Origin of the sequence: Halorubrum saccharovorum DSM 1137 (genome assembly GCF_000337915.1) — an archaeon.
Classification (GTDB): domain Archaea; phylum Halobacteriota; class Halobacteria; order Halobacteriales; family Haloferacaceae; genus Halorubrum; species Halorubrum saccharovorum.
This window is the reverse complement of record NZ_AOJE01000010.1, coordinates 186,288-209,491: the sequence shown is the minus strand read 5'-3', so window position 1 is coordinate 209,491 and position 23,204 is coordinate 186,288. Positions and strand designations below refer to the sequence as shown.

The 23,204-nt window shown below is 66.7% G+C and carries 21 protein-coding genes, 2 tRNA genes and 1 pseudogene; 12 read left to right on the top strand and 12 right to left on the bottom strand.

The window, feature by feature from the left end; genetic code table 11:
- Positions 1-45: 45 nt before the first annotated feature.
- The 8 genes from cmk to C471_RS02755 all read left to right on the top strand — a co-directional run bounded on the left by cmk (position 46) and on the right by C471_RS02755 (position 7,006).
- Entirely contained in the window at positions 46-624 is a 579-nt protein-coding gene (gene cmk, locus C471_RS02785) for a (d)CMP kinase (RefSeq protein WP_004046443.1), read from the top strand.
- Positions 625-653: 29 nt separating this feature from the next.
- Complete coding sequence (locus C471_RS02780; protein ID WP_004046442.1) at positions 654-1,655, top strand: RNA-guided pseudouridylation complex pseudouridine synthase subunit Cbf5; 1,002 nt, start codon at positions 654-656, stop codon at positions 1,653-1,655.
- Positions 1,656-1,730: 75 nt separating this feature from the next.
- Positions 1,731-1,801: transfer RNA gene (locus C471_RS02775), tRNA-Pro, on the top strand.
- A gap of 77 nt (positions 1,802-1,878) precedes the next feature.
- Entirely contained in the window at positions 1,879-2,124 is a 246-nt protein-coding gene (locus C471_RS18420) for a DUF7563 family protein (protein WP_152421801.1), read from the top strand.
- Between the two features lie 100 nt (positions 2,125-2,224).
- Positions 2,225-3,466: a hypothetical protein gene (locus C471_RS02770; protein WP_152421800.1), complete on the top strand. Its 1,242-nt coding sequence runs from the start codon at positions 2,225-2,227 to the stop codon at positions 3,464-3,466.
- A gap of 97 nt (positions 3,467-3,563) precedes the next feature.
- A complete protein-coding gene (locus tag C471_RS02765; protein ID WP_239638605.1) occupies positions 3,564-5,036 on the top strand; it encodes a lamin tail domain-containing protein in 1,473 nt (490 codons plus the stop codon).
- On the top strand, positions 5,033-5,329 hold the full coding sequence (locus tag C471_RS02760; RefSeq protein ID WP_004046439.1) for a DUF3006 family protein: 297 nt from the start codon (positions 5,033-5,035) through the stop codon (positions 5,327-5,329). Before C471_RS02765 ends, C471_RS02760 begins: the two co-directional genes overlap by 4 nt.
- A gap of 165 nt (positions 5,330-5,494) precedes the next feature.
- Positions 5,495-7,006, top strand: coding sequence for a replication factor C large subunit (locus C471_RS02755; protein WP_004046438.1), 1,512 nt, complete (start codon positions 5,495-5,497; stop codon positions 7,004-7,006).
- Between the two features lie 49 nt (positions 7,007-7,055).
- Here the strand turns inward: C471_RS02755 and C471_RS02750 are convergent, their stop codons facing one another.
- The gene (locus C471_RS02750; protein WP_004046437.1) at positions 7,056-8,279 is read right to left on the bottom strand and encodes a sensor histidine kinase; all 1,224 of its coding nucleotides are present in this window, start codon (positions 8,277-8,279) and stop codon (positions 7,056-7,058) included.
- Between the two features lie 248 nt (positions 8,280-8,527).
- On the opposite strand from C471_RS02750, the gene C471_RS02745 reads away from it, so the two are divergent.
- Complete coding sequence (locus tag C471_RS02745; protein ID WP_004046436.1) at positions 8,528-9,607, top strand: zinc-dependent alcohol dehydrogenase family protein; 1,080 nt, start codon at positions 8,528-8,530, stop codon at positions 9,605-9,607.
- 80 nt (positions 9,608-9,687) lie between these two features.
- Here the strand turns inward: C471_RS02745 and C471_RS18310 are convergent, their stop codons facing one another.
- The 8 genes from C471_RS18310 to C471_RS02710 form a co-directional block, all read right to left on the bottom strand.
- Positions 9,688-9,990, bottom strand: a complete 303-nt coding sequence (locus C471_RS18310; RefSeq protein ID WP_080505522.1) for an AN1-type zinc finger domain-containing protein — start codon at positions 9,988-9,990, stop codon at positions 9,688-9,690.
- Between the two features lie 192 nt (positions 9,991-10,182).
- Entirely contained in the window at positions 10,183-11,031 is an 849-nt protein-coding gene (locus C471_RS02740) for a DUF502 domain-containing protein (RefSeq protein WP_004046435.1), read from the bottom strand.
- A gap of 472 nt (positions 11,032-11,503) precedes the next feature.
- The gene (locus tag C471_RS02735) at positions 11,504-12,430 is read right to left on the bottom strand and encodes an amino acid ABC transporter permease (RefSeq protein ID WP_004046434.1); all 927 of its coding nucleotides are present in this window, start codon (positions 12,428-12,430) and stop codon (positions 11,504-11,506) included.
- On the bottom strand, positions 12,430-13,176 hold the full coding sequence (locus C471_RS02730) for an amino acid ABC transporter ATP-binding protein (RefSeq protein WP_004046433.1): 747 nt from the start codon (positions 13,174-13,176) through the stop codon (positions 12,430-12,432). The genes C471_RS02735 and C471_RS02730 overlap by 1 nt, the downstream gene beginning before the upstream one ends.
- Complete coding sequence (locus C471_RS02725; RefSeq protein WP_004046432.1) at positions 13,173-13,985, bottom strand: amino acid ABC transporter permease; 813 nt, start codon at positions 13,983-13,985, stop codon at positions 13,173-13,175. Before C471_RS02725 ends, C471_RS02730 begins: the two co-directional genes overlap by 4 nt.
- Position 13,986: 1 nt before the next feature.
- Positions 13,987-14,790, bottom strand: a complete 804-nt coding sequence (locus tag C471_RS02720) for a basic amino acid ABC transporter substrate-binding protein (RefSeq protein WP_004046431.1) — start codon at positions 14,788-14,790, stop codon at positions 13,987-13,989.
- 90 nt (positions 14,791-14,880) lie between these two features.
- Entirely contained in the window at positions 14,881-15,774 is an 894-nt protein-coding gene (locus C471_RS02715; protein ID WP_239638603.1) for a COX15/CtaA family protein, read from the bottom strand.
- A gap of 507 nt (positions 15,775-16,281) precedes the next feature.
- Positions 16,282-16,737, bottom strand: a complete 456-nt coding sequence (locus C471_RS02710; protein ID WP_004046429.1) for a DUF5814 domain-containing protein — start codon at positions 16,735-16,737, stop codon at positions 16,282-16,284.
- 263 nt (positions 16,738-17,000) lie between these two features.
- On the opposite strand from C471_RS02710, the gene C471_RS02705 reads away from it, so the two are divergent.
- Positions 17,001-17,073, top strand: a tRNA-His gene (locus C471_RS02705).
- A gap of 205 nt (positions 17,074-17,278) precedes the next feature.
- Here the strand turns inward: C471_RS02705 and C471_RS02700 are convergent.
- Complete coding sequence (locus C471_RS02700) at positions 17,279-19,036, bottom strand: sensor histidine kinase (protein ID WP_004046428.1); 1,758 nt, start codon at positions 19,034-19,036, stop codon at positions 17,279-17,281.
- A 102-nt stretch (positions 19,037-19,138) separates the two neighbouring features.
- Positions 19,139-19,726: pseudogene (locus tag C471_RS02695) on the bottom strand (sodium:calcium antiporter); the annotation flags it as partial.
- A 93-nt stretch (positions 19,727-19,819) separates the two neighbouring features.
- Here C471_RS02695 and C471_RS02690 point away from each other — a divergent pair.
- Both C471_RS02690 and C471_RS02685 read left to right on the top strand, forming a co-directional pair.
- A complete protein-coding gene (locus C471_RS02690; protein ID WP_004046426.1) occupies positions 19,820-20,134 on the top strand; it encodes a hypothetical protein in 315 nt (104 codons plus the stop codon).
- Positions 20,131-21,204: a hypothetical protein gene (locus C471_RS02685; RefSeq protein ID WP_004046425.1), complete on the top strand. Its 1,074-nt coding sequence runs from the start codon at positions 20,131-20,133 to the stop codon at positions 21,202-21,204. The genes C471_RS02690 and C471_RS02685 overlap by 4 nt, the downstream gene beginning before the upstream one ends.
- Before the next feature lie 282 nt (positions 21,205-21,486).
- Here C471_RS02685 and C471_RS02680 read toward each other — a convergent pair whose 3' ends face one another.
- Positions 21,487-23,166 carry a Na+/H+ antiporter NhaC family protein gene (locus tag C471_RS02680; protein WP_004046424.1) on the bottom strand — a complete coding sequence of 560 codons (1,680 nt, stop codon included), beginning with the start codon at positions 23,164-23,166 and terminating at the stop codon, positions 21,487-21,489.
- Between the last annotated feature and the right edge of the window lie 38 nt (positions 23,167-23,204).

Genomic DNA, 23,204 nt, shown 5'->3' with positions numbered 1-23,204 from the left:
GAGTCGAACGACAACCGTTTTGAACGGCACCCGCGCAGTAGCGATATGTTGATCACCGTCTCCGGCCCGCCTGGGAGCGGGAAGAGCACGAACGCCGCGGGGCTCGCCGATCGACTCGGCCTCGATCACGTCTCCGGCGGCGACATCTTCCGCGAGATGGCGGCCGAACACGACATGACGCCCGTCGAGTTCAACGAGTTCGCGGAGGAGGACCCCCAGATCGACCGCGACCTGGACCGGCGGCTCCACGAGATCGCGACGACTCGCGACGACCTCGTGTTGGAGTCGCGGCTCGCCGGGTGGCTCTCCGCGGATCACGCCGACTTCCGGTTCTGGTTCGACGCCCCGGTGTCGACCCGCGCCGAGCGCATCGCCGACCGAGAGGCGAAGTCCGTCGACCGCGCGAAGGCCGAGACCCAGCGCCGCGAGGCCTCCGAGAAGAAGCGGTACCGCGAGTACTACGATATCGACATCGACGACCTCTCCATCTACGACGCCGCGTACAACACCGCCCGATGGGGGCCTGAGCGGTTCATCGACGTCCTCGTCGCGACCATCGACGCGTACGACCCCGCTGCCGACGAGGGGAAGGCGCCGATCGAGGGCGTGAGCTACGACTTCTAGCGCCGAATCCCACTCTCCACACTCCCCGCATGACCCGACACACCGACGACACCGACCCCGGCGACGACTCGGCTACCGACCCCGGCGAGGACGACCCCCTCCGTCCCCCGCCAGAAGCGCGTTCGGTCCCGGAGCTGCTCCGGTTCGGCGTCGTCAACGTCGACAAGCCCGCCGGCCCCTCCTCTCACCAGCTCTCCGCGTGGGTCCGCGACGCGATCAACGAGTCGCTGGCGACGCTGGACCCGGACGGCCCCCCGATCGACGGCGTCGCCCACGCCGGGACGCTCGACCCCAAGGTCACCGGCTGTCTCCCGACCTTGACCGGCGACGCGACGCGGGCCGCGCAGGTCTTCCTCGAGGGGAGCAAGGAGTACGTCTCGGTGGTGGAACTCCACGGGTCGCCCCCCGCGGACTTCCGCGACGTGGTCGCCGAGTTCGAGGCGGAGATCTACCAGAAGCCGCCGCGCAAGAGCGCGGTGACCCGCCGGCTCCGGACCCGCACGATCCACGACCTCGACGTGCTGGAGGTCGACGACCGGCAGGCGCTCCTCCGGATCCGGTGTGAGTCCGGGACGTACGTCCGGAAGCTGTGTCACGACATCGGCCTCGCGACCGGCGTCGGCGCGCACATGGGCCACCTCCGCCGCACCGCCACCGACCCGTTCGACGACCGCGACCTACGTCCCTTACAGGACCTCGTCGACGCGCTCGCGTGGGCGGAGGAGGGCGACGACACGCTCCTCCGCGAGGTCGTCCGCCCCGCCGAGGACGCGCTTGTCCACCTCCCGTCGGTCACGATCGCGCCCTCCGCCGCACGCAACGTGGCCACCGGCGCGCCCGTCTACGCTCCCGGCGTCATCGACGCGGACCCGACCCCGGACGAGGGAGGCGAAGACGACGACGCCGGCCGCGGCCCCCCGCTCGTCGCCTGCCACACGCCCGACGGCGCCGCGGTCTGTCTCGGACGGCTGGTCGGCGATCCCGACGCCGAGTCGGGGGTCGTCGTCTCGCTGGAGCGCGTCCTCGTCTGAGGCCGTCGCGCTGGGTGGACGACGACTGAAACGAAGTCCTTAATTACCGGACTCTCGTTTTTCCGCGTGCAGACAGGGACCGTGGGGTAGTGGTATCCTATGCGGATGGGGTCCGTATGACCTGAGTTCGACTCTCAGCGGTCCCATCAGAAATTTTACTGGTTGCTGTAAACAGCAGCCTTAGCCACCTCTACACTCCGAAAAACGGATACGGGGGTGCGCTATGAACCGCCAAAACAGCGGTTCCGACGACGCCGGTCGCTGTCTCAACTGCGGGACCCACGTATCAGAAACATTTCAGGCAGTTTTCGGCGATGAGGACGACCGCGCGCACCGTCTGAGAACAGCGCATGCGCACCGAGTTCGAACCAGGTGTCGGCGGCGTCCGGCAGCGGGCCTCGGAAGAGACGGAATTATGGATCCTCCCACGATCCGGGTGCCCCCGACCGCGATGCCGGTTTACTCGTAACGCTCGGATCCGCGGATCGTCACCAGAATCGAGCGGAAGAGATGGTTATTTGTCCACAGTCAGAAACATATTTTAAATATAGCTGTTATCAATTGTCGGTATGCGTTCGCGCTATCTGTTCATCGTGGCCGCGGTCGTGTTGTTGGCTGGCTGCGGTGGGATAGCAGGTCCCGGTGAGAATGGAACCGCTAACGTAACCGATCCGGGAGAGGAAGTAAGCGGGGTAAATCAATCTAACTCAGACACCGATCCGAAATCGGAAACCCAACCAGAAGCGAATCTCGTGATATCCGAGATCGAGGTCGACCGGTTGATGACTTACAATCAGACACAGTCTGGCTCCGTAAGCGTCGAGAATGCCGGAGGTGAATCTGGTGCTGGCAACCTTTCGGTGATGCTTCGCGATCGACAGCTCGTTTCCGAAGCGATCGAACTTGACGCTGGTGAGACGATCGAAGTCGAGTTTGAAACGGGCCGACTGCGGTATCCAGAGGGTGATTACGTAATACAGGCGACGTTAAATGCCGAGTTTGTCGAACAGGAGTTCAGTATCAATCACCCAAGTCCATACGGTTCGACGGACATAGACCTGTACGTTGACGATAGCGCTACGGACCGAAAGTTGAACGAGAGTGTGTCTGAGGCCATCTCTTATTGGGAAGAAAATGACGAGGCGTACCTTGGTTACGAAGTTGAATATCATCTAGTCGACAGCGAAACTCAAGCCGACAAAGTGCTCACGTTTGAGGCTGTAGGCACGTGTGGAACCGAAATCGATACTGGCTACCTAGGTTGTGCGGATCTGGTCAGATCCAACGTAGACGATCCGGTTCGGCTCTCTGTCGATCCTCGGACTCCGAATCCGGTTGTAACAGACACGTTGATCCATGAGATCGGTCATACGCACGGCCTCGAACACGGTGAGGAGCCGGGTGCAGTGATGCGTGAGAGCTACGATGTGTTTGAAAGTCTCGGGTCGGTGAAGTTCCACGTCCGGTCTTCAAGCGGCTCTGTTCCGGACGATGCTCTGGATGAGATCGAAGAGGCGCTTGACTTCTATCAGTCAGAGGGTGCGTTTGAATACGCCCTTGTTAACTCGGCGGCTGATGCACACTACACAGTCACGTTCGACTCGCGCGGGACCCAGTGCGGATTTTCGGGGGGTGGCTCGTGTCTTATCGATGGTGAACACGAGTCACAGATCGATATTCGGCTTGAACAGTTGGACAGCGAGGTCGTCGCGTGGCATCTTGGCTACAATCTTGCTGGGCCTGCCGTTGATCGCCTCCCCGAAGGGTTAGATACGGAAGAGAGGGACGAACGGGAGGACTGGCCGCAGTAGTGGAACCAAACTCTTCAGCTCACGACACGGCGAACACAGGTGCGAGGACAGTGTAACAGATCCGTATCTCTTTGTCCGTGTAGAACGTTTACAGAACATGAAACCAACGGGAGGTGTGTCACGGATCCTCCTGATAGTGGGGATCGTCTTCCTCGCGGGCTGTGCGGGCGTCGTCCCCGGCGAGCAAACGCCGACGGAGCCGGACACGGGCGACGGATCGACGGTCGAGACGGCGAACGGAACCGTTGAACTCCACTACATCAACGTCGGCCAGTCGGTCAGTACGCTCGTCGTCGGACCGGAGGGGGAGACGATGCTCGTCGACACGGGTCACTACAACGACGACGGCGAGCACGTGTTACGGTATCTCCAGCGACACGATATCACCCGGATCGATCACCTCGTCACCTCGCACAACGACGCGGACCACATCGGCGGTAACGCGGCGGTCATCGAACACTACGAGACGGAGGCGGACGGGATCGGTGCGATCTACGACCCGGGTATCGCCGCGAGCACGCAGACCTACGCCGAGTACCTCGACGCGGTCGAGGAGTACGACGTGCCGCTGTACGAGACGCGCGAGGGCGACGCGATCTCGTTCGGTGACGTCGACGTCGACGTCCTCGGGCCGCCCGATCCGTACCTCGAAGGCGAAGCGCGCAACGAGAACAGCATCGTCCTGAAGCTCACGCACGGCGAGACGAGCTTCCTGCTCTCCGGCGACGCCGAGGACGACCAAGAGGAGTACCTGATCGACGCGTACGGCACGGAGCTCCGGTCGACCGTGCTGAAGGCCGGCCATCACGGCTCGTCGAGCTCGTCGAGCGAACCGTTCCTCGACGCGGTGCACCCGCGGGCGGTCGTCGTCTCGAGCGCCTACGACTCGCAGTACGGGCACCCGCACGACGAGGTCCTCCGGCGGCTTTCGGACCGGTCGATCCCGACGTACTGGACCGCGACGCACGGCGATATCGTGCTGGTGAGCGACGGGAGCGGCGTCTCCGTACGGACGCAGCGCGACGCGCCCATCGACCCCCTCGCGCTCCGCGACGGCGACCCGATCGAACTGGGTACGAGCGGCGACGTCGTCGAACGCGCCCGGCTCGGCGGCGGTCCGGTCGATGGCGGCTCCGGAGGCGACGGCGATGAGACTGCGGGCGACGGAACCGGAAGTGACGGCGACGAGGCGGACGGTGCCGACGGAGAGAACGAGACGACATCGGCCGCTTCGGGCGCGGCCTTGGAGGTCGCCGCGATCAACGCGGACGCCGAGGGCGACGACCGCGAGAACCTCAACGACGAGTACGTCGTCTTCGAGAACGCGGGCGACGAGCCGATCGACCTCTCCGGGTGGACCGTCGAGGACGAGGCGGCACACAGCTACGAGTTCCCGGGGGGGTTCACGCTCGACGCGGGCGCGACGGTGACGCTTCGGAGCGGAAGCGGCACGGACACCGACACCGATCTGTACTGGGGGTCGGGCTCCCCGGTCTGGAACAACGGCGGGGACACGGTGATACTCTCGGACGGTGACGGGGAACACGTCCTCGAGGTGAGCTACGAGTGACCGATATCGAACTCCCAGACGGCGAGTACACCGCGGTCGTCGACAACGTCGAAGACGGGCTCGCGACCGTGTTCTTCGAGCGCGACGGCGCCGATGTCGGGAACGCGGTTCTGGAGGTCTCGCAGCTCCCGTCGGAGGGGCGGCACGCCGACGCCGTCCTCTCGGTGACGCTCGACGACGGGCGCATCGAGTCCGCCTCGCACGAGCCCGAGCGGACGGAGTCCCGATCGGAGGCGGCACAGGACCGGTTCGATCGGCTCTCGGAGCGACCGCCGTCCGACGAGGACGCGTAGCCGAGCCGCGGACACGGGGCAGTGTCCCGAGCCGCGGACACGGGGCAGTGTCGATCGACGGGAGCGCCGGCGACCGAACGGCCGCACTGCGGGATCCGGCTCGCCGAAGGCCACAGCGAGTGAGCCTCCGCAACCACTAAACGCGGCTCGCTCCTTGCTCCGGTAATGGCCGATTGGACGGAGAAGTACCGCCCGAGCACGCTCTCGGAGGTCCGCGGCAACGACAAGGCCCGCGACGCGTTCGCGGAGTGGGCGCGCTCGTGGGACGACCACCGCGAGGCCGTCGTCCTCCACGGGAGTCCGGGCGTCGGGAAGACGAGCGCGGCCCACGCGCTCGCGAACGACATGGGGTGGGAGACGGTCGAACTGAACGCCTCCGACCAGCGCACCGCCGACGTCATCGAGCGCTTCGCGGGGCGGGCCGCTCGCAACGCCACCCTCGGCGGGAGCGCGGCCGGCGGCGGCGCGGCCGGCGGCGACACGGCCTCCCGCCAGCTCGTCATCCTCGACGAGGCCGACAACATCCACGGCAACTACGACCGCGGAGGCGCCTCGGCGATCACGAAACTGGTCAAGGAGTCGGGCCAGCCCATCGTTCTCATCGCCAACGACTACTACGACATGGCGCGCGGGCTCCGGGACGCCACCCAGGAGATCGAGTTCCGCGACGTCTCCGCGCGCTCCATCGTCCCCGTCCTCCGCGACGTCTGCCGGAAGGAGTCGATTGAGTTCGAGTCGGACGCGCTCGAACGGATCGCCGAGCGCAACCGCGGCGACCTCCGCGGCGCGATCAACGACCTGCAGGCCGCCACGGAGGGGCGCGACTCGATCGCGGTCGAGGACGTGGTCACCGGCGACCGCGACAAGGCGCTCGGGCTCTTCCCGTTCCTCGACGCGGTCCTCAAAGAGGAGTCGGCGGAGGAGGCCCTCCAGTCGGCGTACGCGGTCGACGAGACGCCAGACGACCTCACGAAATGGATCGAGAACAACGTCCTCGACGTGTACGAGCCGATGGAGGCGGTGCGCGCGTACGACTTCCTCGCGAACGCCGACGTGTGGCTCGGTCGCGTCCGGGCCACCCAGAATTACACCTACTGGCGCTACGCCACCGACAACGCGGCCGCGGGCGTCGCCGCCGCGCGCGACGGCGAAAAGGGCGGGTGGACGCGCTACGGCCGCCCGCAGTTCTGGAGCTCCTCCGACGCGACCGCGGACGAAGTCGTCGGACGGATCGCCGCCGAGAGCGGGTGTAGCGTCGCGACCGCGCGCCGCGAGGTGCTCCCGTTCCTGCGGGCGGTCACCCACCACTGCAAGCCCCGCGAGCTGACGGTCGCGATGGCGGCCGCCTACGACCTCGACGAGGCGGGCGTCGCCTTCGTCACCGGCTCCGGCGAGTCGACGAACAAGGTGGAGTCGATCGTCGAGGACGCGCAGGCGCTCCGCGAGGAGCGGATGGAGGACCACGCCGAAGGCGCCTTCGCCGGCGGTCGCCGCGGGGCGGACGAGTCCGATTCACCGGACGGCGACGGCGGGGAACACGGAGACGCTCCGGCGAGCGGGGCCGTCGGTGAGGGTACCGCTATCGACGAGGGGACGGACAGCGACGACGGCGCCGCTACCGGCGAGGGTACCGACGACGGTGACGACGGACAGGCGGGACTGAGCGACTTCGTCTAAGCGAACGGGAACGGAACACCGGCCACGAGGGAGCGGTCGCTGCGGGGTGTCACTCGCTCGGCGACGGCTCAGACCCGCCTGCCGGGTCGAGCCCGGTCGATTCGGGGGCGACGCGCTCGGTCGGTGCGGCGTCGATCTCGTCGGTCCCCTCGTGGTCGGCGAGATCGACGCCGACAAACTCGAATCTGGCGCCGCCGGCCTCGCTCTCGGTCACCGAGACCTCCCAGCCGTGGGCCTCCGCGATGCGTTCGACGATGGAGAGTCCGAACCCCGTCCCGTCCCTGTCGCTCGAGTGGCCCGGTTCGAAGACGGTGTCGCGCTCCGACGGCTCGATCCCCACGCCGTCGTCGGCGACGTAGAAGCCGTTCGGCAGCCGTCCCACGAACACCCGGAGCGAGGGCTCCCGATCGGGCGCGCTCTCCGAACCACCGGCCTCGCGTTCGGCGTCTGAGATACCGGGATCTGAGTCGTCGGAATCGAGTGGAGCGGCGGCGTCTCCCCTGAACGCCTCGGGGCCGATGGTCGACCCTCCGTCGCTCTGTTCGACGGGGCCGACGGGAAGCGTCTCCTCCGTTCCGTGTTCGATCGCGTTGCGGAAGAGGTTCTCCAACGCCTGTCGGAGCCGGCTCCGATCGCACTCGATCGCCGGCAGCGGGTCGGCGACGGCGAGCGCGACGCCCCCCGGGGCGCCGACCGTCCGCCACGCCTGGTCCACGACGGCCCGGAGGTCCGTCGTCTCGGTCTCCTCGACCGATCGGCCCTCGCGGGCGAGCGCGAGGAGGTCCGAGATGAGGTCGTCCATGTAGTCGAGCGCGTCGTGGGCGCGGTCCAACCGCTCGACGGTCGCGTCGCCGTCGAGATCTCGGGCCAGTTCGATGTTTCCGACCGCGACGGACAGCGGGTTCCGCAGGTCGTGAGAGACCACGCTGGCGAACTCTTCGAGCCGCTCCCGCTGCTGTTCGAGCTGTCTTCGGCGCTGGACCCGTTCGTCCGCGGGGAAGAGGTATCCGACGACGTCGCCGTTCTCGTCGCGGGAGCCGAGCTCGTGGACCCACTCGGAGTCGCCGTCGATCGTGATCCGATACGTCACGTCGACCGTGCCGTCGGCGAGCGCGTCTCGGAGGGGGTCCCTGTCGTCCGCCGCGACGACGCGGAGCCAGTCGGACCGCGGCAGCGCCTCCGGGTTCAGGCGCGACTCGCCGGCGGCCTCGACGACGAGTTGGGTCGGATCGCCGTCCGGCCGCCGATACGCGAGGCCCGGCCGACAATCCATCGGCTGCGTCACACCCGATACACCTTACTGTATAATAATAAACCTTTCTCAAATATCAGTTCTGTTAGAGAATTTTTCGATGAGTTGATTACGTAATACATGGTTCAAGTCCATTAATAGAGCTATATATGGCTGAAAACAAATTCCGCACATCAGATCGCGTCCGCTTACATCACATAACCGTCACGTGTCGGACATCGGCCGAGCGCGGAACGCGGTTTTAATCTCTGCCGGGACGTGGTGTCCGTATGCGCGCGGCGATCCTCCGCGAGTACGGCGAACCGCTGGATGTCCGCGAGATCCCAGAACCGGATCCCGGTCCCGACGGCGCACTGATCCGCGTAACCGCCTGCGGCGTCTGCCGGAGCGACTGGCACGCGTGGGCGGGCCACGGCGAGTGGGCCGACGACCGCGTCCCCCGCGGACAGGTGCTCGGCCACGAACCCGCCGGCGAGGTGATCGCCGTCGGCGATTCGGTCGACCGGTTCACGCCGGGAGACCGCGTCGTCGTCCCGTTCTCGCTCGGCGACGGCACCTGTCCGCGCTGTCGGCGAGGACACGGGAACGTCTGCGACGACGGGCGCGCCCTCGGGTTCGAGCCCGACGCCCCCGGCGCGTTCGCCGAACGCGTCGCCGTGCCCGACGCCGACTACAACCTCGTCGAGCGCCCGCCGTGGCTCGACGCGACCGCCGCGGCCGCGCTCGGCTGTCGGTACATGACGGCGTATCACGCCCTCGCGGAACGAGTCGAGCTCGGCGGCGGCGAGTGGCTCGCCGTCCACGGCTGTGGCGGCGTCGGGCTCTCGGCGGTCCAACTCGGCGACGCGCTCGGCGCGCGGATCGTCGCCGTCGACGTCGACGACGGCGCCCTCTCGCTCGCTCGCGACCTGGGGGCCGACGAGGTCGCGAATCCGAACGACCTCTGTGGCGACGAAAAGGCGGTGCCGGACCGGATTCGGACCCTCACCGACGGCGGGGCGGACGTGTCGATGGACGCGCTCGGGATCGCCGAGACGTGCCGCAACTCCGTCCGGTCCGTGCGCCCGCGCGGAACCCACGTGCAGGTGGGGCTGACCACCGAGGCCGAGCGCGGCGAGGTGTCGCTGCCGACCGATTGGATGACCCGCTGGGAGGTGTCGTTCGTCGGATCGCGCGGGATGCCGCCGACCAGCTACGACGACCTGTTCGCGCTCGTCGAGGCGACCGACGTGGACCCCGCCGCGCTGGTGAGCGACGAGCTGGCGCTCTCGGAGGTCTCCGAGCGACTCGCCGCGATGGAGGAGTACGACGCGCGCGGCGTCGAGGTCGTCACCGACTTCGAGGGTTGAATGTTTGCGTGCTCCGTCCGAAAACTGGTGGAGAGTCGGACGGGATCGAAAGGTGGCCTAAACAACGAAAGCGCTGGATGCTAGATCAAGGTCCATGCGAGCGCGCCGATCACCGCGAGAATAAACAAGACGAGGACGATCTGCGCTACTGTTCTAATAGCGCTTGAACTGGACCTTCCTGGAGGATCGGTTAAGTCAACCTCCTGTGAGAACCAAGGCACTTCTTCGCCGTCGGCCCTCCGGTCGGCACGCTGGGCCTTTTGGAGTTCGAGTCCCGGACAGTCGTGACTCTCGGGCAGTCGATGGTTGACACAAAACGTCCTGCCGCATCGACTGCAGTTGTATTCCATCGAGTCACTACGTCCGCACGCCTGACACTTCATGAACTCGCGTGCGGAGGGAACCGTGATAAGGGTATGGCGAGATGCAGGTCCTTCTCGCCCAGTTGGCGAGCACCCCCTCAATTTAAATTAGAGATTGAACCGGTGGGGCTCTCTTCACCTGACAAGAAGAGGGTGCTGAATATACATAATCAATATAGCAAACCGTTCGCAGGGCGTCATGATCACCTCAATTTATTCTATGTCGTCATCGTCGTAGTCGGTCGTAACCACCGCGCTACGAATGTCTTGGTATCGCTGTGAACTCTGTAAGTCTTCAAGACCGATATTGAGGGTCCCCGAGGCTCCTTTGTCGGTCGCAACACCGCTCGTGAGAATGCTTTGAACCCCCTCCTCAATGGTCATGTCTATGTCATACACGTCCGACTGAGGAATATACGTTAACAGCCCACCAGTCACTGGGTTCGGTGCTAACGGCAGGAACATTGAGACCATCTCCTCGTGATCGGTTGAGTCTTCAATCGTTACCGGAGCGTCGCCGGTCTTGAACCCGAGCACGTAGACGTTCTCTTCGAAACACTGGACGAGCTTCACCTCCTGAAACTTGTCGCCCTGCTCGTCAAGAACTACGTCTCCCATCCGCCGAAAGCTCTTGTACACTGTTCCGACGCCCGGGATTGAGGACAACATGAGATCGAAGACATCCACGACCCGCTGACCGTAGTGATTGCGTCCCACAACCCCGACGATAGCGATAACGAGCACAAGGACCGCGATCGCGATGAGTTCGGAAACGAACGCCACAACGTCGGCGTAGATCCCGATTTCGATGAGCAGCTGGACGAATCCGCCCGACTCAATACGCTGGATGACACCGGCCCATCTTAGGATCCGAATAAGCGGGTCCAGTGCGTTCCGAACGAATCCGATCGCGATGCTGACAATGTATAGCGTCACGATGACGGGGATCATGATCGCGACACCCGTGATCAGCGAATTGTATGCGCGCGAGTACAGAGATTGCCCGGTTTGTTTCGCCCGGGTCGCGACTTGGGAGGACTTGCTATCGTCAGGCGAAGACATGATTCGTACTTCCGGGAGGATTAGTAAAAGAGATATTCATTACGAAAGCGCGACTGCGTACGGCGACTTCAAACAGGAGCAAGTGCTTCACTAGGGTAAGGTTCGTGTTCTCCCGAATGGGTGGGTTGCGTCGCCCACGGACCGGCTCTTGTCTCCCGAAGCAGTCCATCACATTGACCAATAGGGCTACTGTACTGTCCAGGCGCTAGCTATCACGCTTTAAACCTCGGTTAGCATGACATACGCGCTCTGTATTCAGCATGCTCGCTAGAATATGCCAACAGATCAGTGCTTTTCGTGGCTGTCCGGGAAGTGATGGAGAGTCGGAAAGAGTCCTCGAAGTCGGAGCAATCACGCCGATAACCATCAGCTTCCCTGTACCCTTCCGTCCGGTTGACTCGCGTTCCGGACGCAACGAGGCCATAACCTCACGACATGCCTCAATTGGAACTGTCGATCGACAATTCTCTCTTCACTCCTCCCGCTCGGCCCCGAGCCCGGGGATCGAGACGCGGTCCTCGACGCGCTCCATCAGCTTCGACGCGGTGAGGACCAAGGCGAGGTACGTCATCCCGGTCACGACGAAGATGAGCGTGTATCGGAACGTCTCGGAAGCGACCTGGTTGGTCCGGTAGTACAGCTCGGGGACCGTGATGAAGCCCGCCAGCGACGAGTACTTGATCAGGTAGACGAACTCGTTGGTCCACGACGGGATCGCGTAGCGAAGCCCCTGCGGAAGCACGACGTGGTAGATCGTCTCCAGCTTCGAGAGGCCGATCGCGCGGCCGGCGGTGATCTGACCCTCCTCGACGCTCTCTAAGGCCCCGCGGATGTACTCCGCCTGATAGGCGGCCCCGTTGAGCGTGAATCCGAGGATCGCCACCCACACCACGTCCCGCGCGAACACCCCGGAGACCGCACCGGGGACGTAGCTCGCGAGGTTGAGCCCGTAGTAGAGCACGAACAGCTGCGCCAGGAGTGGAGTGCCGCGCAACAGCTCTGTGTACCCCAGCGAGAGCCACGCCGAGAACCGACCGTACACGCGAGTCACGGCCAGCGGGACAGCGATGATGAAACCGAGAGTGAGACTCACGCCGGTGATCACGACCGTGAGCCACGTCCCCCGAGATAGCACCGGCGTGAGCTCGACGACGAAGCCGGCGTCGGCAGCGTACGCGGCGAGCCCCGGGATCGCCCCGAAAGCCGCCTCCACGGCCCCTACCGGGACGAGCGGCTGGCCGACCGGGACTATCACTCCGCCGAGCCACCGGTTGATCCAGCTCACGACGAGCCAGCCCCAGAACAGCGCGCCGGCGGCGACGAGGAGGAGCCGACCGACCGAGCGGTCGGAGTCGGCCACGCGTTCTCGGATCGCCGCGGGTCTCGTCGCGCTCGCCATCAGTCGTGACTCGTGATCCGTTCGAGGAACCGGCCGGTCCGTTCCTCCTCGGGGTGATCAAACAGCTGTTCTGGCGGGCCGCGTTCGATCACGTGTCCGTCGTCCAGGAACACGATCTCGTCGGCGACTTCGCGGGCGAAGCTCATCTCGTGGGTGACCACGAGCATCGTCATCCCCTCCTCGACGAGCCCGTGCATCACCTCCAACACCTCTCCGATGAGCTCCGGATCGAGCGCGCTCGTCGGCTCGTCGAACAGCATCAGCTTCGGCTCCATCGCCAGCGCGCGGGCGATGCCGACCCGCTGCTGTTGGCCCCCGGACAGCTCCGCAGGATAGGAGTCGAACTGGTCGGAGAGCCCGACGCGTTCCAGCTGGGCCTCGGCGCGCTCCCGGGCCTCCGACTCCGAGAGCCCGAGCACGCGGCGGGGGCCGAGCGCGGCGTTTCCGACCGCGGTGAGGTGCGCGAACAGGTTGAACCCCTGAAACACCATCCCGACCTCGCGGCGGAGTTCGTCAACGTCGAGGTCGGGCGAGAGCACCTCCTCGCCGTCCAGCAGTATCGACCCCTCCTGCGCCTCCGCGAGCCGGTTGACGCACCGCAGCATGGTCGATTTCCCGGAGCCGGAGGGACCGATCAGGACGGTCACGTCGCCGCGGTCCATCTCGAAGGAGACCTCGTCGAGCACCTTCTCGTCGCCGTACCACTTCGAGACGTCCGTCACGCGGAGGAAGTCGTCGTCACTCACGCCGACTCACCCTCCGGGATCGCGTAGTGGTCGCCGAGGTAGTCGAGCGCGCGGTTCGTCGTGAACGTGAGAACGAAGTAGATTGCACTGATGAAGAGGATAACTTCGAGCACCGCGGTCGTCTGCTCCGAGAACAGGTTGTACCCTCGGGTGAGCAGCTCCGCGAGCCCGATCGCGAACACGATGCTCGTGTCTTTCAACACGATCGTGAACTCGTTTTGAAAGCCCGGAATCGACCGACGCAGGGCCTGCGGTACGACGACGTGTCGGACCGCCTCGAACCGCGAGAGCCCGAGCGAGCGTCCGGCCTCGAGCTGTCCGTCGTCGACGCTCGACAGCGCCGCTCGGAATATCTGCGACTGGTAGGCGGCGCTGCGCAGTCCGAGCCCCATGATCCCGGCCGTCATCGCCGAGGATATCGAGGCGATTCCGAGGTTGATCTGAGGGACGCCGACGACGAAGTACATCACGATGAGGATCACGACGATCGGGGTCCCGCGGAGCACGACGCCGACCGTGCTGACGGCCCGTTCGAGGAGGCCGTCGCCGTACACCTCGACCGCGCCCGCCGGGAACCCGACGAGGAACCCGAGGAGGATCGACGCGATCGTGAGCCCGATCGTGAGCAGGGCGCCGATCCCGAGGTAGTCGGCGTTTCCGAAGACGAACTCCCAGTCGGCGGGCTGGCCGATAAACCACCAGTCACCGGACTCGCCGACGGACGCGAGCGTCGCGAGTACGTCGCCCGTCGGGAGATCGGTCGCAGCGCTGGCGACCGCCGCGAGCGCGAGCGTCCCCGGGTCCGACATCCTACTCCTGCCCGAACCAGGTGTTGGTTATCTCCTCGTACGTGCCGTCGTCGCGAACGGTCGCGAGGCCGTCGTTCAGCGCGGACTGGATCTCCGACTCGCCCTGCCGGAGACCGAAGCCGAACTCCTCGCCGGTCTCCTCGATGAACGCGATCGTCACGTCCCGGTTGGCCGCGAAGGTCTCCGCGACGGGAGTGTCGATGACGACGGCGTCGATGTTCTCGTTTTCGAGGTCCTCGACCGCGAGGACGTAGCTCCCGTACGTGCGGTAGTCGTCCTCGGCGACGAGCCCGGGGTCGACGAGGTTCGACTGGACCTGATCGGCGCCGGTCGTCCCGGACTGCGCGCCCACGCTGACGCCTTCGAAGTCCTCCCACGTCGACGGCTGGAAGTCGCCGCCCTCCCGCACGAGGATCGCCTGATCGGACTCCCAGTAGGGGTCCGAGAAGGCGATCGTCTCCTGGCGGTCCTCGGTGATCGTCATCGCGGCCGCGATCACGTCGATCTCTTCGTTCTGGGTGAGCGCGGGGATGAGCGAGTCGAACTCGAAGGTTGCCCACTCGCCCAGTTCGTACCCTGTCTCGCCGACGACGGCCTCCAGCAGGTCGATGTCGAAGCCGATCAGCTCGCCGTCTTCCTGCATCTCGAACGGCGGGAAGCCGGGCGCGGTGCCCGGAGTGATCGTAGTGCTGTCCCCGCCGTCGCCGAGACAGCCGGCGACGCCGGTCAGTCCGACGGCGCTGGCCCCGCCGGTCAGCTTCAGGTACGTGCGACGGTTCATGTCCGTCTCCGTGCGGTATGGCATACCGATGGGTGAACGGGAACTGATTTTAACCTTTCCTCCTCAGGCAGGTCGTCGAACCCGTTTCCGGGGAGCCTCGACTGGTCGATCCGATCAGTCGCCGTGAACGGGGCCCGCCGCCGTCCCCTCCGACCCGCCGCCCCTGATCGCCCACGCGGCGCCGAGCGCGAGCGCGGCGGCGGCGGCGAGCGCGACGAGGTTGAGCAGCTGCCAGAACGGGGAGTACAACACCAGGTCGCGGCCTAAAAGCAGGGTCCCGACGAGGGCGGCCATCGCGCCGCCGGCGAGCAGGCGAACGGTCTTCGCGGTCGACCGATCGAGCCCCGCGTAGCCGGTTCGGACCGCCTCCGTGGCGTACGCGACGGCCGCCACGAGCCCGAGGTGGCCGGCGAGCCCGGTCGCGTAGAAGCCCGCCTGCGCCCCCGGCGAGTAGGTGACGAACGGGACCGCTCGCGAGAACACCGCGCTGGCGACGATCCCGGCCACAGCGACCCCGACCGCGGCCCGGAGCAGCCGCGGGGAGCCGCGGCCGCCGCCCCAGATCGTCGCCAGCCCGAGCAGCGTGAAGATCCCCAGCGCGACGATCAGGTGGGCGGCGTGCGTCGACACCGTGTACCCGCCGGGAACGAATCCGCCGAGGGTGACGGTTATCGCGCCGACCGTGATCTGCAGCGGGAGGATCGCGACCGCGAGCGTCGCCGCCAGCCGGGTTCGGCGATCTCGACCGCCGAACCACGACCAGCCGGCGACGCCGATGATGAGGAACCCGGTGACCATCGCCCACACGCGGTGGAACCACTCGATGAAGTCCGGGTTGATCGTCAGTTCGGGGATGAACTGGTCGGAACAGAGCGGCCACTGGGCCTGACACGCCAGCCCCGAGCCGGTCGCCGCGGTGTAGACGCCGAGCGCGAACAACACCAGCGTCATCCCGGTCGTCGCCGCCGCGTATCGCCTGAACGTCAGCCACGCGGGCCGAAGACTCATTGGTCGAGTTCGGGATTGAGCGTACTTAGACCGTTCGGACGCTCCGAGGAGGCGGGAATTCGATAACCGGGAAGAAACCGTCACGGCCCCGTGTTCTACTTATATCTGAACGAGGCGGTGGCGCGCCCCGGTGAGCGGCCGTCAGGCCGCGAACCGACGGTGCGAGGGAGTCAGTGGTCCGGAGCAACGCGGAGGACCACTGACGAGGCTGGGGAGGTGTGAGGCTGCGGTCCCGCGAGCGGAGCGAGCGGGAGCACGGAAGTCGCAGCGCCGAGCGCAGCGAGGCGACCGTCTTCTGGCGGTGCTGTGCGGTCGGGTGGGACTCAAAGGGGTAGCCGCGAAAACGGCGCAGGCGACGTAAGCACTGCAAGGAGTGAGCGGAGCGAACGACTGAAGCGCGCAGCGAGCGTGCGCCGTTTTCGCGGCTGGGGCTTTGGTGGCCTTCACCGTCGATCTGTCGATGACCGTTTATAAATAACCGACAGAGACTCTACTCACGAATACCGCCTATCCCGACAGTTCCCGTTTCGCTCTCCGCGCCCGATCCGACATCTCCTCGTTGTTCTCGACATCGGCGAGGGTTTCGATCGCCTCCAACTGCCGCACCGAGTCGTCGAGGAACGAGAGCACGTCGCCGGTGTACGCGTACACCATGTAGTCGTCGCTCATCACGTCCACGATCGCCTGCGGGCCGAGTCCCTCTGCCCGAAGCTCCAACACGTACCGCATGAACTTCTCCTCCGGGCAGCCGCAGTAGGGGTTCGCCTGACAGTCGCAGTCGAGGAAGTCCTCCGCGAAGTCCAGGATCCGGTCCCGCGTCGTCGAGTCGAGCTTCGAGAGCCCGTCGCCGGTGAACAGCATGTCCAGCGTCGCGCCGGCGAAGGCCCCCTTCGGGATGTTCGTCTCCAGCTGGGAGGCGAGCTGCCGGTGGTTCTTCACGTAGATCTTGTCGGTGAACGCCACGGTTGCCCGCTGATACGCCGGCTGGGAGTAAAAGCGACGCGGTCGCGGGGGCGACGACGTCCCGACCGGCGAGGCCACTCACCGAACGACACCGTCCCGACCGGCGAGGCCACTCACCGAACGACACCGTCCCGACCGGCGAGGCCACTCACCGAACGACACCGTCCCGACCGGCGAGGCCGTTCACCGAACGACACCGCGTCACACGCCCGTCCGGGAGTCGTAACGGTTATTTATCAAAGCGGGATAGATATCGACGCGTGTCCGGGTTAGGGTAGTGGACTATCCTTCAGCCTTGTGGAGGCTGAGACGCGGGTTCGATTCTCGCACCCGGACCTTTTCACGACGACCGTAGGGAGGAGTGGAAAAGCCGGAAGGCGAGATTGAACCACGCGAGACGAGCGCGGCGAGTCTCGCCTCGGGTTCGATTCTCGCACCGGGGCCTTCGACGGCGAGTAACACCGCGAGCCGCGGGTTTTGGCGGATCGCGCTCCGCCGAACGCGGTCGCCGCCGACCCCGCCAGTAGGCCCGTGATCGGGTTTACGAGCGATCGTCGCCGATCGCCGCCCCTCCAACCACGGCGTCGCCGCCGACCGCTCGCTCGCCCGGCTGCTCCTCTCCTTCGGCGCGGGCGAGTTCGACGACGAAGACGGCGCCTCGCGGCTCGTTGTCCTCGACCCACACGTCGCCGCCGAACTGCCGGGTCAGGACCGAGACGAGGTAGAGCCCGATCCCGGAGCCGGCGCTGTCGAGTCCCTTCTCGCCTTTGCCGAACACCACCTCCTTCTCCGTGTCGGGAACGCCCGGCCCGTTGTCGGCGACCCGGACGCGGATCCGGTCGTCGGTCTCCTCGCAGGTGACCGTCACCTCTGGGGCGTCGGTGTCGTTGTGCTGGACCGCGTTGTTCAGGAGGTTCCGGAACACCGACGCGAGCATCTCGTTCGCGAGGACGGTGGCCCGAGGCGGGTCCTCGGGCACGCGGACCGTCGCGTTCGGGAAGGAGTCGCGCGCGGCCTGGACCTCGGCGGTCAACACGTCGCACAGATCGACCGGCTTCACTTCGAGCACCGCGTCCCCGGTGAGCGAGTCGACGAAGTCGCGAGCCGTCTCGGTAAGCTCGATGACGTGGGCGGACTTCCGGAGCACGCGGTCGAGGGCGTCCCGTCCGTCCTCGTCGACGTGGTCGCGGAGGGCCTCGGCCCAGCCGTGGATCACGGCCATGTCGTTGCGGATGTCGTGGCGGACCACCCGGTTCAGCGCCTCCAACTGTTCCGTCCGCTCCTCCAGACGGATCCGGTACCGTTCCCTGTCGGTGACGTCGGCGACCGTGAGTAGCTCACCGGCCGGGACGCCGCCGGCGGTGAACGCGTTCCGAGAGACGTGGAAAAACGCCGTCGTTCGGGATGGCGCTCCCTCTTCCCCGTCGGTCGCGCCTTCCACCGCGATCACGCCGTCCGCGTCGCGGTCGATGGCGAGTCGCGGAAGCACGGATTCGAGCGGCTCGCCGATCGCCCCGCGGAGCGGCGGGAACAGCAGGCTCGCGGCCCGATTGTAATCGCGGACGCGTCCGGATTGGTCCAAGAATATCGCCGCGGCGTCGCTCTCGGCCGCGAACCGGATCGCCTCGAACCGCCGGACGTAGACGAACAGCGTGCCGACGGCGAACAGCGCCACCCCCGGCGGCTCGTACATCAGCGGGAGGAGCCAGGACAGCTCTCCCCCGAAGACGGTCGCGGCCGTCGGAATCGCCGTGACGCCGACGAGCGCGACCAGCGGCCGGCTGTCGGCGCCGGCGTAGTAGAACTGCTCGATCAGCATGAAGAACCCGACCGCGATGACGGCGTACGAGAGCCCGAGGACCGCCCAGTAGAGCAGCTCGTGCCGGATCGTGAGGTGGGGGAACGGCTCGGTGACCCACGTCGTCGTGAAGTAGAGCTCGTGGACCGGATTGGTCACCTTCAGCAGGCTCATCGCCGCGAAGAGGCCGACGACGAGCCACCGGTACGGCGCGTGTCGAGGCGATCGACCGGTGTAGGCGGCACAGAAGTAGAGCCACGCGCCGACAGCGAGGAGCGCGAAGACGAATCCGACAATGTAACACGCCGTCTTGAGCGTCTCGTCCGGCGCGACGAGGTACCCCACGTAGCCGCCCGCCCAGACGGCGACCGCGAGGAGGAGCGCGACCAGTCCCTCGCGGGTCTCCGGGTGTCCGACGCGCAGGGCTCGCGGCAGGGCGGCGAGACACGCGAGCGCCGACAGCGCGAACACGGAGACGTGCGCGAGAAAGACGTGGTCCATCGTTCGACGGCTACACCCTCCACGCCCCCTCCGATAACGATTCGGGTGTCGGTCCGGCGGACGGCGGCGTCGGACGCCGACCGCGTCCGTCGCGCCACCGGGTCACCCGAAGATACGCGACAGCCCCAGCGTCCACCGGGCCAGCACGGAGCAGGCGAAGAGAGCGCCCTCGGTGCGTGAGAGCCGCCGCCCGGACCACAGCGCCGCGACCCTCACCACCGTGAGGACCGTCAGCCAGGTGGGCGTCACCACCGTGAGGACCGTCAGCCAGGTGGGCGTCTCGATCGAGTGCGCCGTGCGCTCGTCGCGCACGAGGTAGGCCGTGTAGGCGACGAACAGTCCGACCAGCGGGGCGCCCTCGATAGCGGTCACGGTCCTGTCGAGCAGGGCTCCGACCCCGACGAACGTCGAGAGTACCAGCGCGGCGCCGTCGCGGTGGACCAGCGAGCGCTCGACCGGGATGACGCGTAGCAGCGACACCGCCCCGAGGATGAACGCGAGGGTGTAAGCGTTCGAGCCGACCACGTTTCCGACGCCGATCTCGGCGAGCCCCGCCAGCGCCGCGTCGACCGTCACGACGAGTTCGGGCGTCGAGGTCCCCATCGCGACGATCGTCAGTCCGATCGTGGATTCGCTGACGCCGAACCGACGAGCGCTCCGTACCGTCGAGTCGACGAGCGCCCGAACCCCGAACGGAGGCCGCCCGACGCGACGCGTAACGCACCGTGTACTTATGTGTCGGTCGGGCGTCGTGTCGCTCGTTATGGACGGACGTGAGACGCCGTGAGACGACGCGGTCTGCTCCGGAAGAGCGCCGGGATCGGCGCCGTCGGCCTCGCAGGGCTCGCGGGATGTGGGGACGGGAGCGACGGCTCGGCCTTCGAGGAGGGGTTCGAAGGGGGCCTCGGCGAGACGCCGTACGGCGGGCTCCGCGACGCGCTGTGGCGCGCCGACGGCTGGCGGGAGTGCTCCTTCGAGTGGACCGCCCCCGAGCTGTCGATGGACACGCTCCACCTCGCGGTGGGGACGGCGGTGATCTGGGGGGCCGACGCGACTCACTACGTCGACGACCTCGCGGTGACCGTCGAGCCGCGATGAGCGAGACGACAGGGGCGGAGTCGACCGCGGCCGGCGACGGCGACACCACCGACGGCAGCGCGACCACCGCCGACACGATGCGCGCACGCGCCGGCGAGAACCGGGTGAAGCTCTGGCTGCTGTTGCGCGCGAACAGGCTCCTCGTCGCGGGCGTCCTGACGCTCGTCGTCTTCGTCGCTTTCCTCGCCGTAGCGGCCGCGTTCTCCCCGGCTCTCGCCGAGAAGGTCGGGTCGAGCGACCCGATCGAGACGCTGTTCGCCTCGATGATCACGGCGATCGTCACCGGGGCGACACTCGTCGTCACGATCGGACAGCTCGTTCTCACGCAGGAGAATGGTCCCCTCGGGGACCAACAGGAGCGCATGGACGACACGCTCGCGGTCCGGGACTCCGTCGCGGACCTGACCGGTTCGCCGGCTCCGACGGACCCCGACGCGTTCCTCGAGGCGATCCTCCAGGCGGCGTCCGACCGCGCTTTGGATCTCCGCGAAGCGGTTCACGACAGCGGTGACAGTGACGACGGCCCGGATCGAGCCGCCCTCGAAGCGGACATCGACGAGCTCGTCGCGGGCGTGGTCGAGAACGCCGACGGAGTGCGTGGCCAGCTCGACGGCGCGGAGTTCGGTTCCTTCGACGTGGTGTTCGCCGCCCTCGATTTCAACTACGGCCGAAAGATCGGTCGGAGCGAGCGCGTCGTCGACAATCACGGCGACACGCTCACCGACGAGGAACGGGACCTGATCGGGGAGCTAAAGGAATCGCTGTCGCTGTTCGGTCCCGCCCGCGAACACGTCAAGACGCTGTACTTCCAGTGGGCGCTGATCGACCTCTCGCGGCTGATCCTCTACGCCGCGGTGCCCGCGTTGGTCGTCGCGGGCGCCATGCTCGCGGTCGTCGACGGCGGCACGTTCCCGGGGCGAACCCTCGGGGTCGACCACCTCTCGCTCGTCGTCGGGGGCGCGTTCGCGGTTACGCTCCTCCCGTTCTCCCTTTTCATCTCCTACGTGCTCCGCGTTCTCACCCTCGCGAAGCGAACGCTCGCGATCGGGCCGCTGGTGTTGCGGGACTGATCGCGAATCCGACGCCTCAACGGTTGAGAACTGTTTTTCGTGAAATGTCGCCCGCGACACTAACGACCGGTCTCATCTCCGGCGGCGTGCCGCGTCGACCGGGAAACCCTCGTGGCGGGCGGTCGCCTGCGCGGCGACGGGCGGGTCGCGTGAACGACCACATGTGACGCGCCTGGGTTCTCCGCGCGGTCATCGCTCCCATCGGGGAGTACTCGGGCGGGGACTGAGGGCGCGCGTCTGCGAATAGCCGCCGCCTCGGTTTAAAAGGTCCGCTGCGGTCGTTCAGTCCTCCTGCTCGGTGCCCGCGACGACCACGCGCTCGCCGTCGTCGGACTGCGCCTCCGAGGCCGACACCGGATCGATGCCGCGCCTGGAGGCGTCGATCTCGGACAGGAGGTAGACGAGCCCGGCCAGCAGGACGGCGCCGAGCGGGAGCAGCGCGAGCGGCCTCACCCGGGTGAATCCCCACACGACGAGGAGGAGGACGACGACCGCGGCGACCGTGACCGCGTAGTAGATCTGGGTGCGGACGTGGTCGATCAGGTCGGCGCCGGTGAACGTCGCCGAGAGGACGGTCGTGTCGGAGATGGGCGAGCTGTGGTCCCCGAAGATGGCGCCCGAGAAGATGACGCCCACCATCGCCGCCACGAGCGTGTGGCCCGCCGCGCCGCCGCCGCTGACCTCCCACGCGATCGGGATCGCGATCGGGGTGACGATCCCCATCGTCCCCCACGAGGTGCCGGTCGAAAAGGCGATGACGCCGGCGACGACGAACACCAGCGCGGGCAGGAGCGCGGGGGAGACTGACCCCACCGCGATGGTCGCGACGTAGTCGCCGGTGCCGAGCGCGTCGATCGCCTCGCCGATCCCCCACGCGAGCACGAGGATGGAGGCCGCGGTGAGCATGATCCCGAACCCGTCGATCGTGTACTCGGTCGCGTCGCCGACCCCGAAGATCCCGTACACTTTCGCGAGGGCGAAGCCGCTCGCGACCATCGCGAACGATCCGATCATCAGCGCCACCTCGTAGGAGGCGTTGAGCGCGGCGTCCCACAGCTCTCCGCCGGCCGCGCTGAGCTCCCCGGCGAGGAGGTCGCCGCCGAACGCGACCGGCGAGAACTCGCCGGACCACAGCGCGGTCGCGACCGTCACGACGATCAGCACCGCGACGGGGACGAAGAAGTTGGCGAGCCGGGGCGTCGACGCGGGCGGCTCGCCGAGCTCGCCGGCCACATCCTGCATCGGCACGGCCTCGTCGCGCGTCACCTTCCCGGAGGTCCACGAGCGGTTCTCGGCGGTCAGCATCTCGCCGTAGTCGCGGCCCGACCCCACGATCAGGAGGACCATCACGATCGCGAGGATCGCGTACATGTTGAACGGGATCGACGAGACGAACACGTCGAAGGTCCCGGGGCGGTTCGCGGCGTCGACGCCGGCGGACTCGTACCCCTCCGTGATGAGGGAGAGCTGGAACGCGACCCACGAGGAGATGCCCAGCGTCGCCACCGGGGCGGCGGTGGAGTCGACGATGTACGAGAGCTTCTCGCGGGAGATCCGGAGGCGGTCGGAGACGTCCTTCATCGCCGACCCGACGATCGCGGTGTTTGCGTAGTCGTCGAAGAAGAGGACGATCCCGAGCCCCCACGCGACGAGCCCGGCCTGCCGCTGGGAGTCGAGGCGTTCGAGCGCCCAGTCGCGGACCGCGGCGGTGCCGCCGAGGTTCCACACCATGGCGACGCCGGATCCGAGGAGCAGGGTGAACACGAGGATGGTGGCCTGGAACTCGTCGGAGACCGCCGCGACGATCCACTCGAACGTCTGTACGATTCCGAGCCCGCCGGTGACGATGACGGCCCCCGACCAGATGCCGAGGAACAGTGACAGGACGGCCTTCCGCGTGATCACCGCCAGCACGATCGCGAGCACCGGCGGCGCGATGGACAGCGCTCCGAAGTCGGTCATTGTCACGTACTGCCACGAGGAGGTATATAAACGTCGCG

Excerpts from the sequence above, each read along its gene's own strand:
- cmk (WP_004046443.1), top strand. The coding sequence starts at position 46 with ATGTTGATCACCGTCTCCGGCCCGCCTGGGAGCGGGAAGAGCACGAAC.
- C471_RS02780 (WP_004046442.1), top strand. The coding sequence starts at position 654 with ATGACCCGACACACCGACGACACCGACCCCGGCGACGACTCGGCTACC.
- C471_RS18420 (WP_152421801.1), top strand. The coding sequence starts at position 1,879 with ATGAACCGCCAAAACAGCGGTTCCGACGACGCCGGTCGCTGTCTCAAC.
- C471_RS02770 (WP_152421800.1), top strand. The coding sequence starts at position 2,225 with ATGCGTTCGCGCTATCTGTTCATCGTGGCCGCGGTCGTGTTGTTGGCT.
- C471_RS02765 (WP_239638605.1), top strand. The coding sequence starts at position 3,564 with ATGAAACCAACGGGAGGTGTGTCACGGATCCTCCTGATAGTGGGGATC.
- C471_RS02755 (WP_004046438.1), top strand. The coding sequence starts at position 5,495 with ATGGCCGATTGGACGGAGAAGTACCGCCCGAGCACGCTCTCGGAGGTC.
- C471_RS02750 (WP_004046437.1), bottom strand. The coding sequence starts at position 8,279 with ATGGATTGTCGGCCGGGCCTCGCGTATCGGCGGCCGGACGGCGATCCG.
- C471_RS02745 (WP_004046436.1), top strand. The coding sequence starts at position 8,528 with ATGCGCGCGGCGATCCTCCGCGAGTACGGCGAACCGCTGGATGTCCGC.
- C471_RS18310 (WP_080505522.1), bottom strand. The coding sequence starts at position 9,990 with ATGAAGTGTCAGGCGTGCGGACGTAGTGACTCGATGGAATACAACTGC.
- C471_RS02740 (WP_004046435.1), bottom strand. The coding sequence starts at position 11,031 with ATGTCTTCGCCTGACGATAGCAAGTCCTCCCAAGTCGCGACCCGGGCG.
- C471_RS02735 (WP_004046434.1), bottom strand. The coding sequence starts at position 12,430 with ATGGCGAGCGCGACGAGACCCGCGGCGATCCGAGAACGCGTGGCCGAC.
- C471_RS02725 (WP_004046432.1), bottom strand. The coding sequence starts at position 13,985 with ATGTCGGACCCGGGGACGCTCGCGCTCGCGGCGGTCGCCAGCGCTGCG.
- C471_RS02720 (WP_004046431.1), bottom strand. The coding sequence starts at position 14,790 with ATGCCATACCGCACGGAGACGGACATGAACCGTCGCACGTACCTGAAG.
- C471_RS02715 (WP_239638603.1), bottom strand. The coding sequence starts at position 15,774 with ATGAGTCTTCGGCCCGCGTGGCTGACGTTCAGGCGATACGCGGCGGCG.
- C471_RS02700 (WP_004046428.1), bottom strand. The coding sequence starts at position 19,036 with ATGGACCACGTCTTTCTCGCGCACGTCTCCGTGTTCGCGCTGTCGGCG.
- C471_RS02685 (WP_004046425.1), top strand. The coding sequence starts at position 20,131 with ATGAGCGAGACGACAGGGGCGGAGTCGACCGCGGCCGGCGACGGCGAC.
- C471_RS02680 (WP_004046424.1), bottom strand. The coding sequence starts at position 23,166 with ATGACCGACTTCGGAGCGCTGTCCATCGCGCCGCCGGTGCTCGCGATC.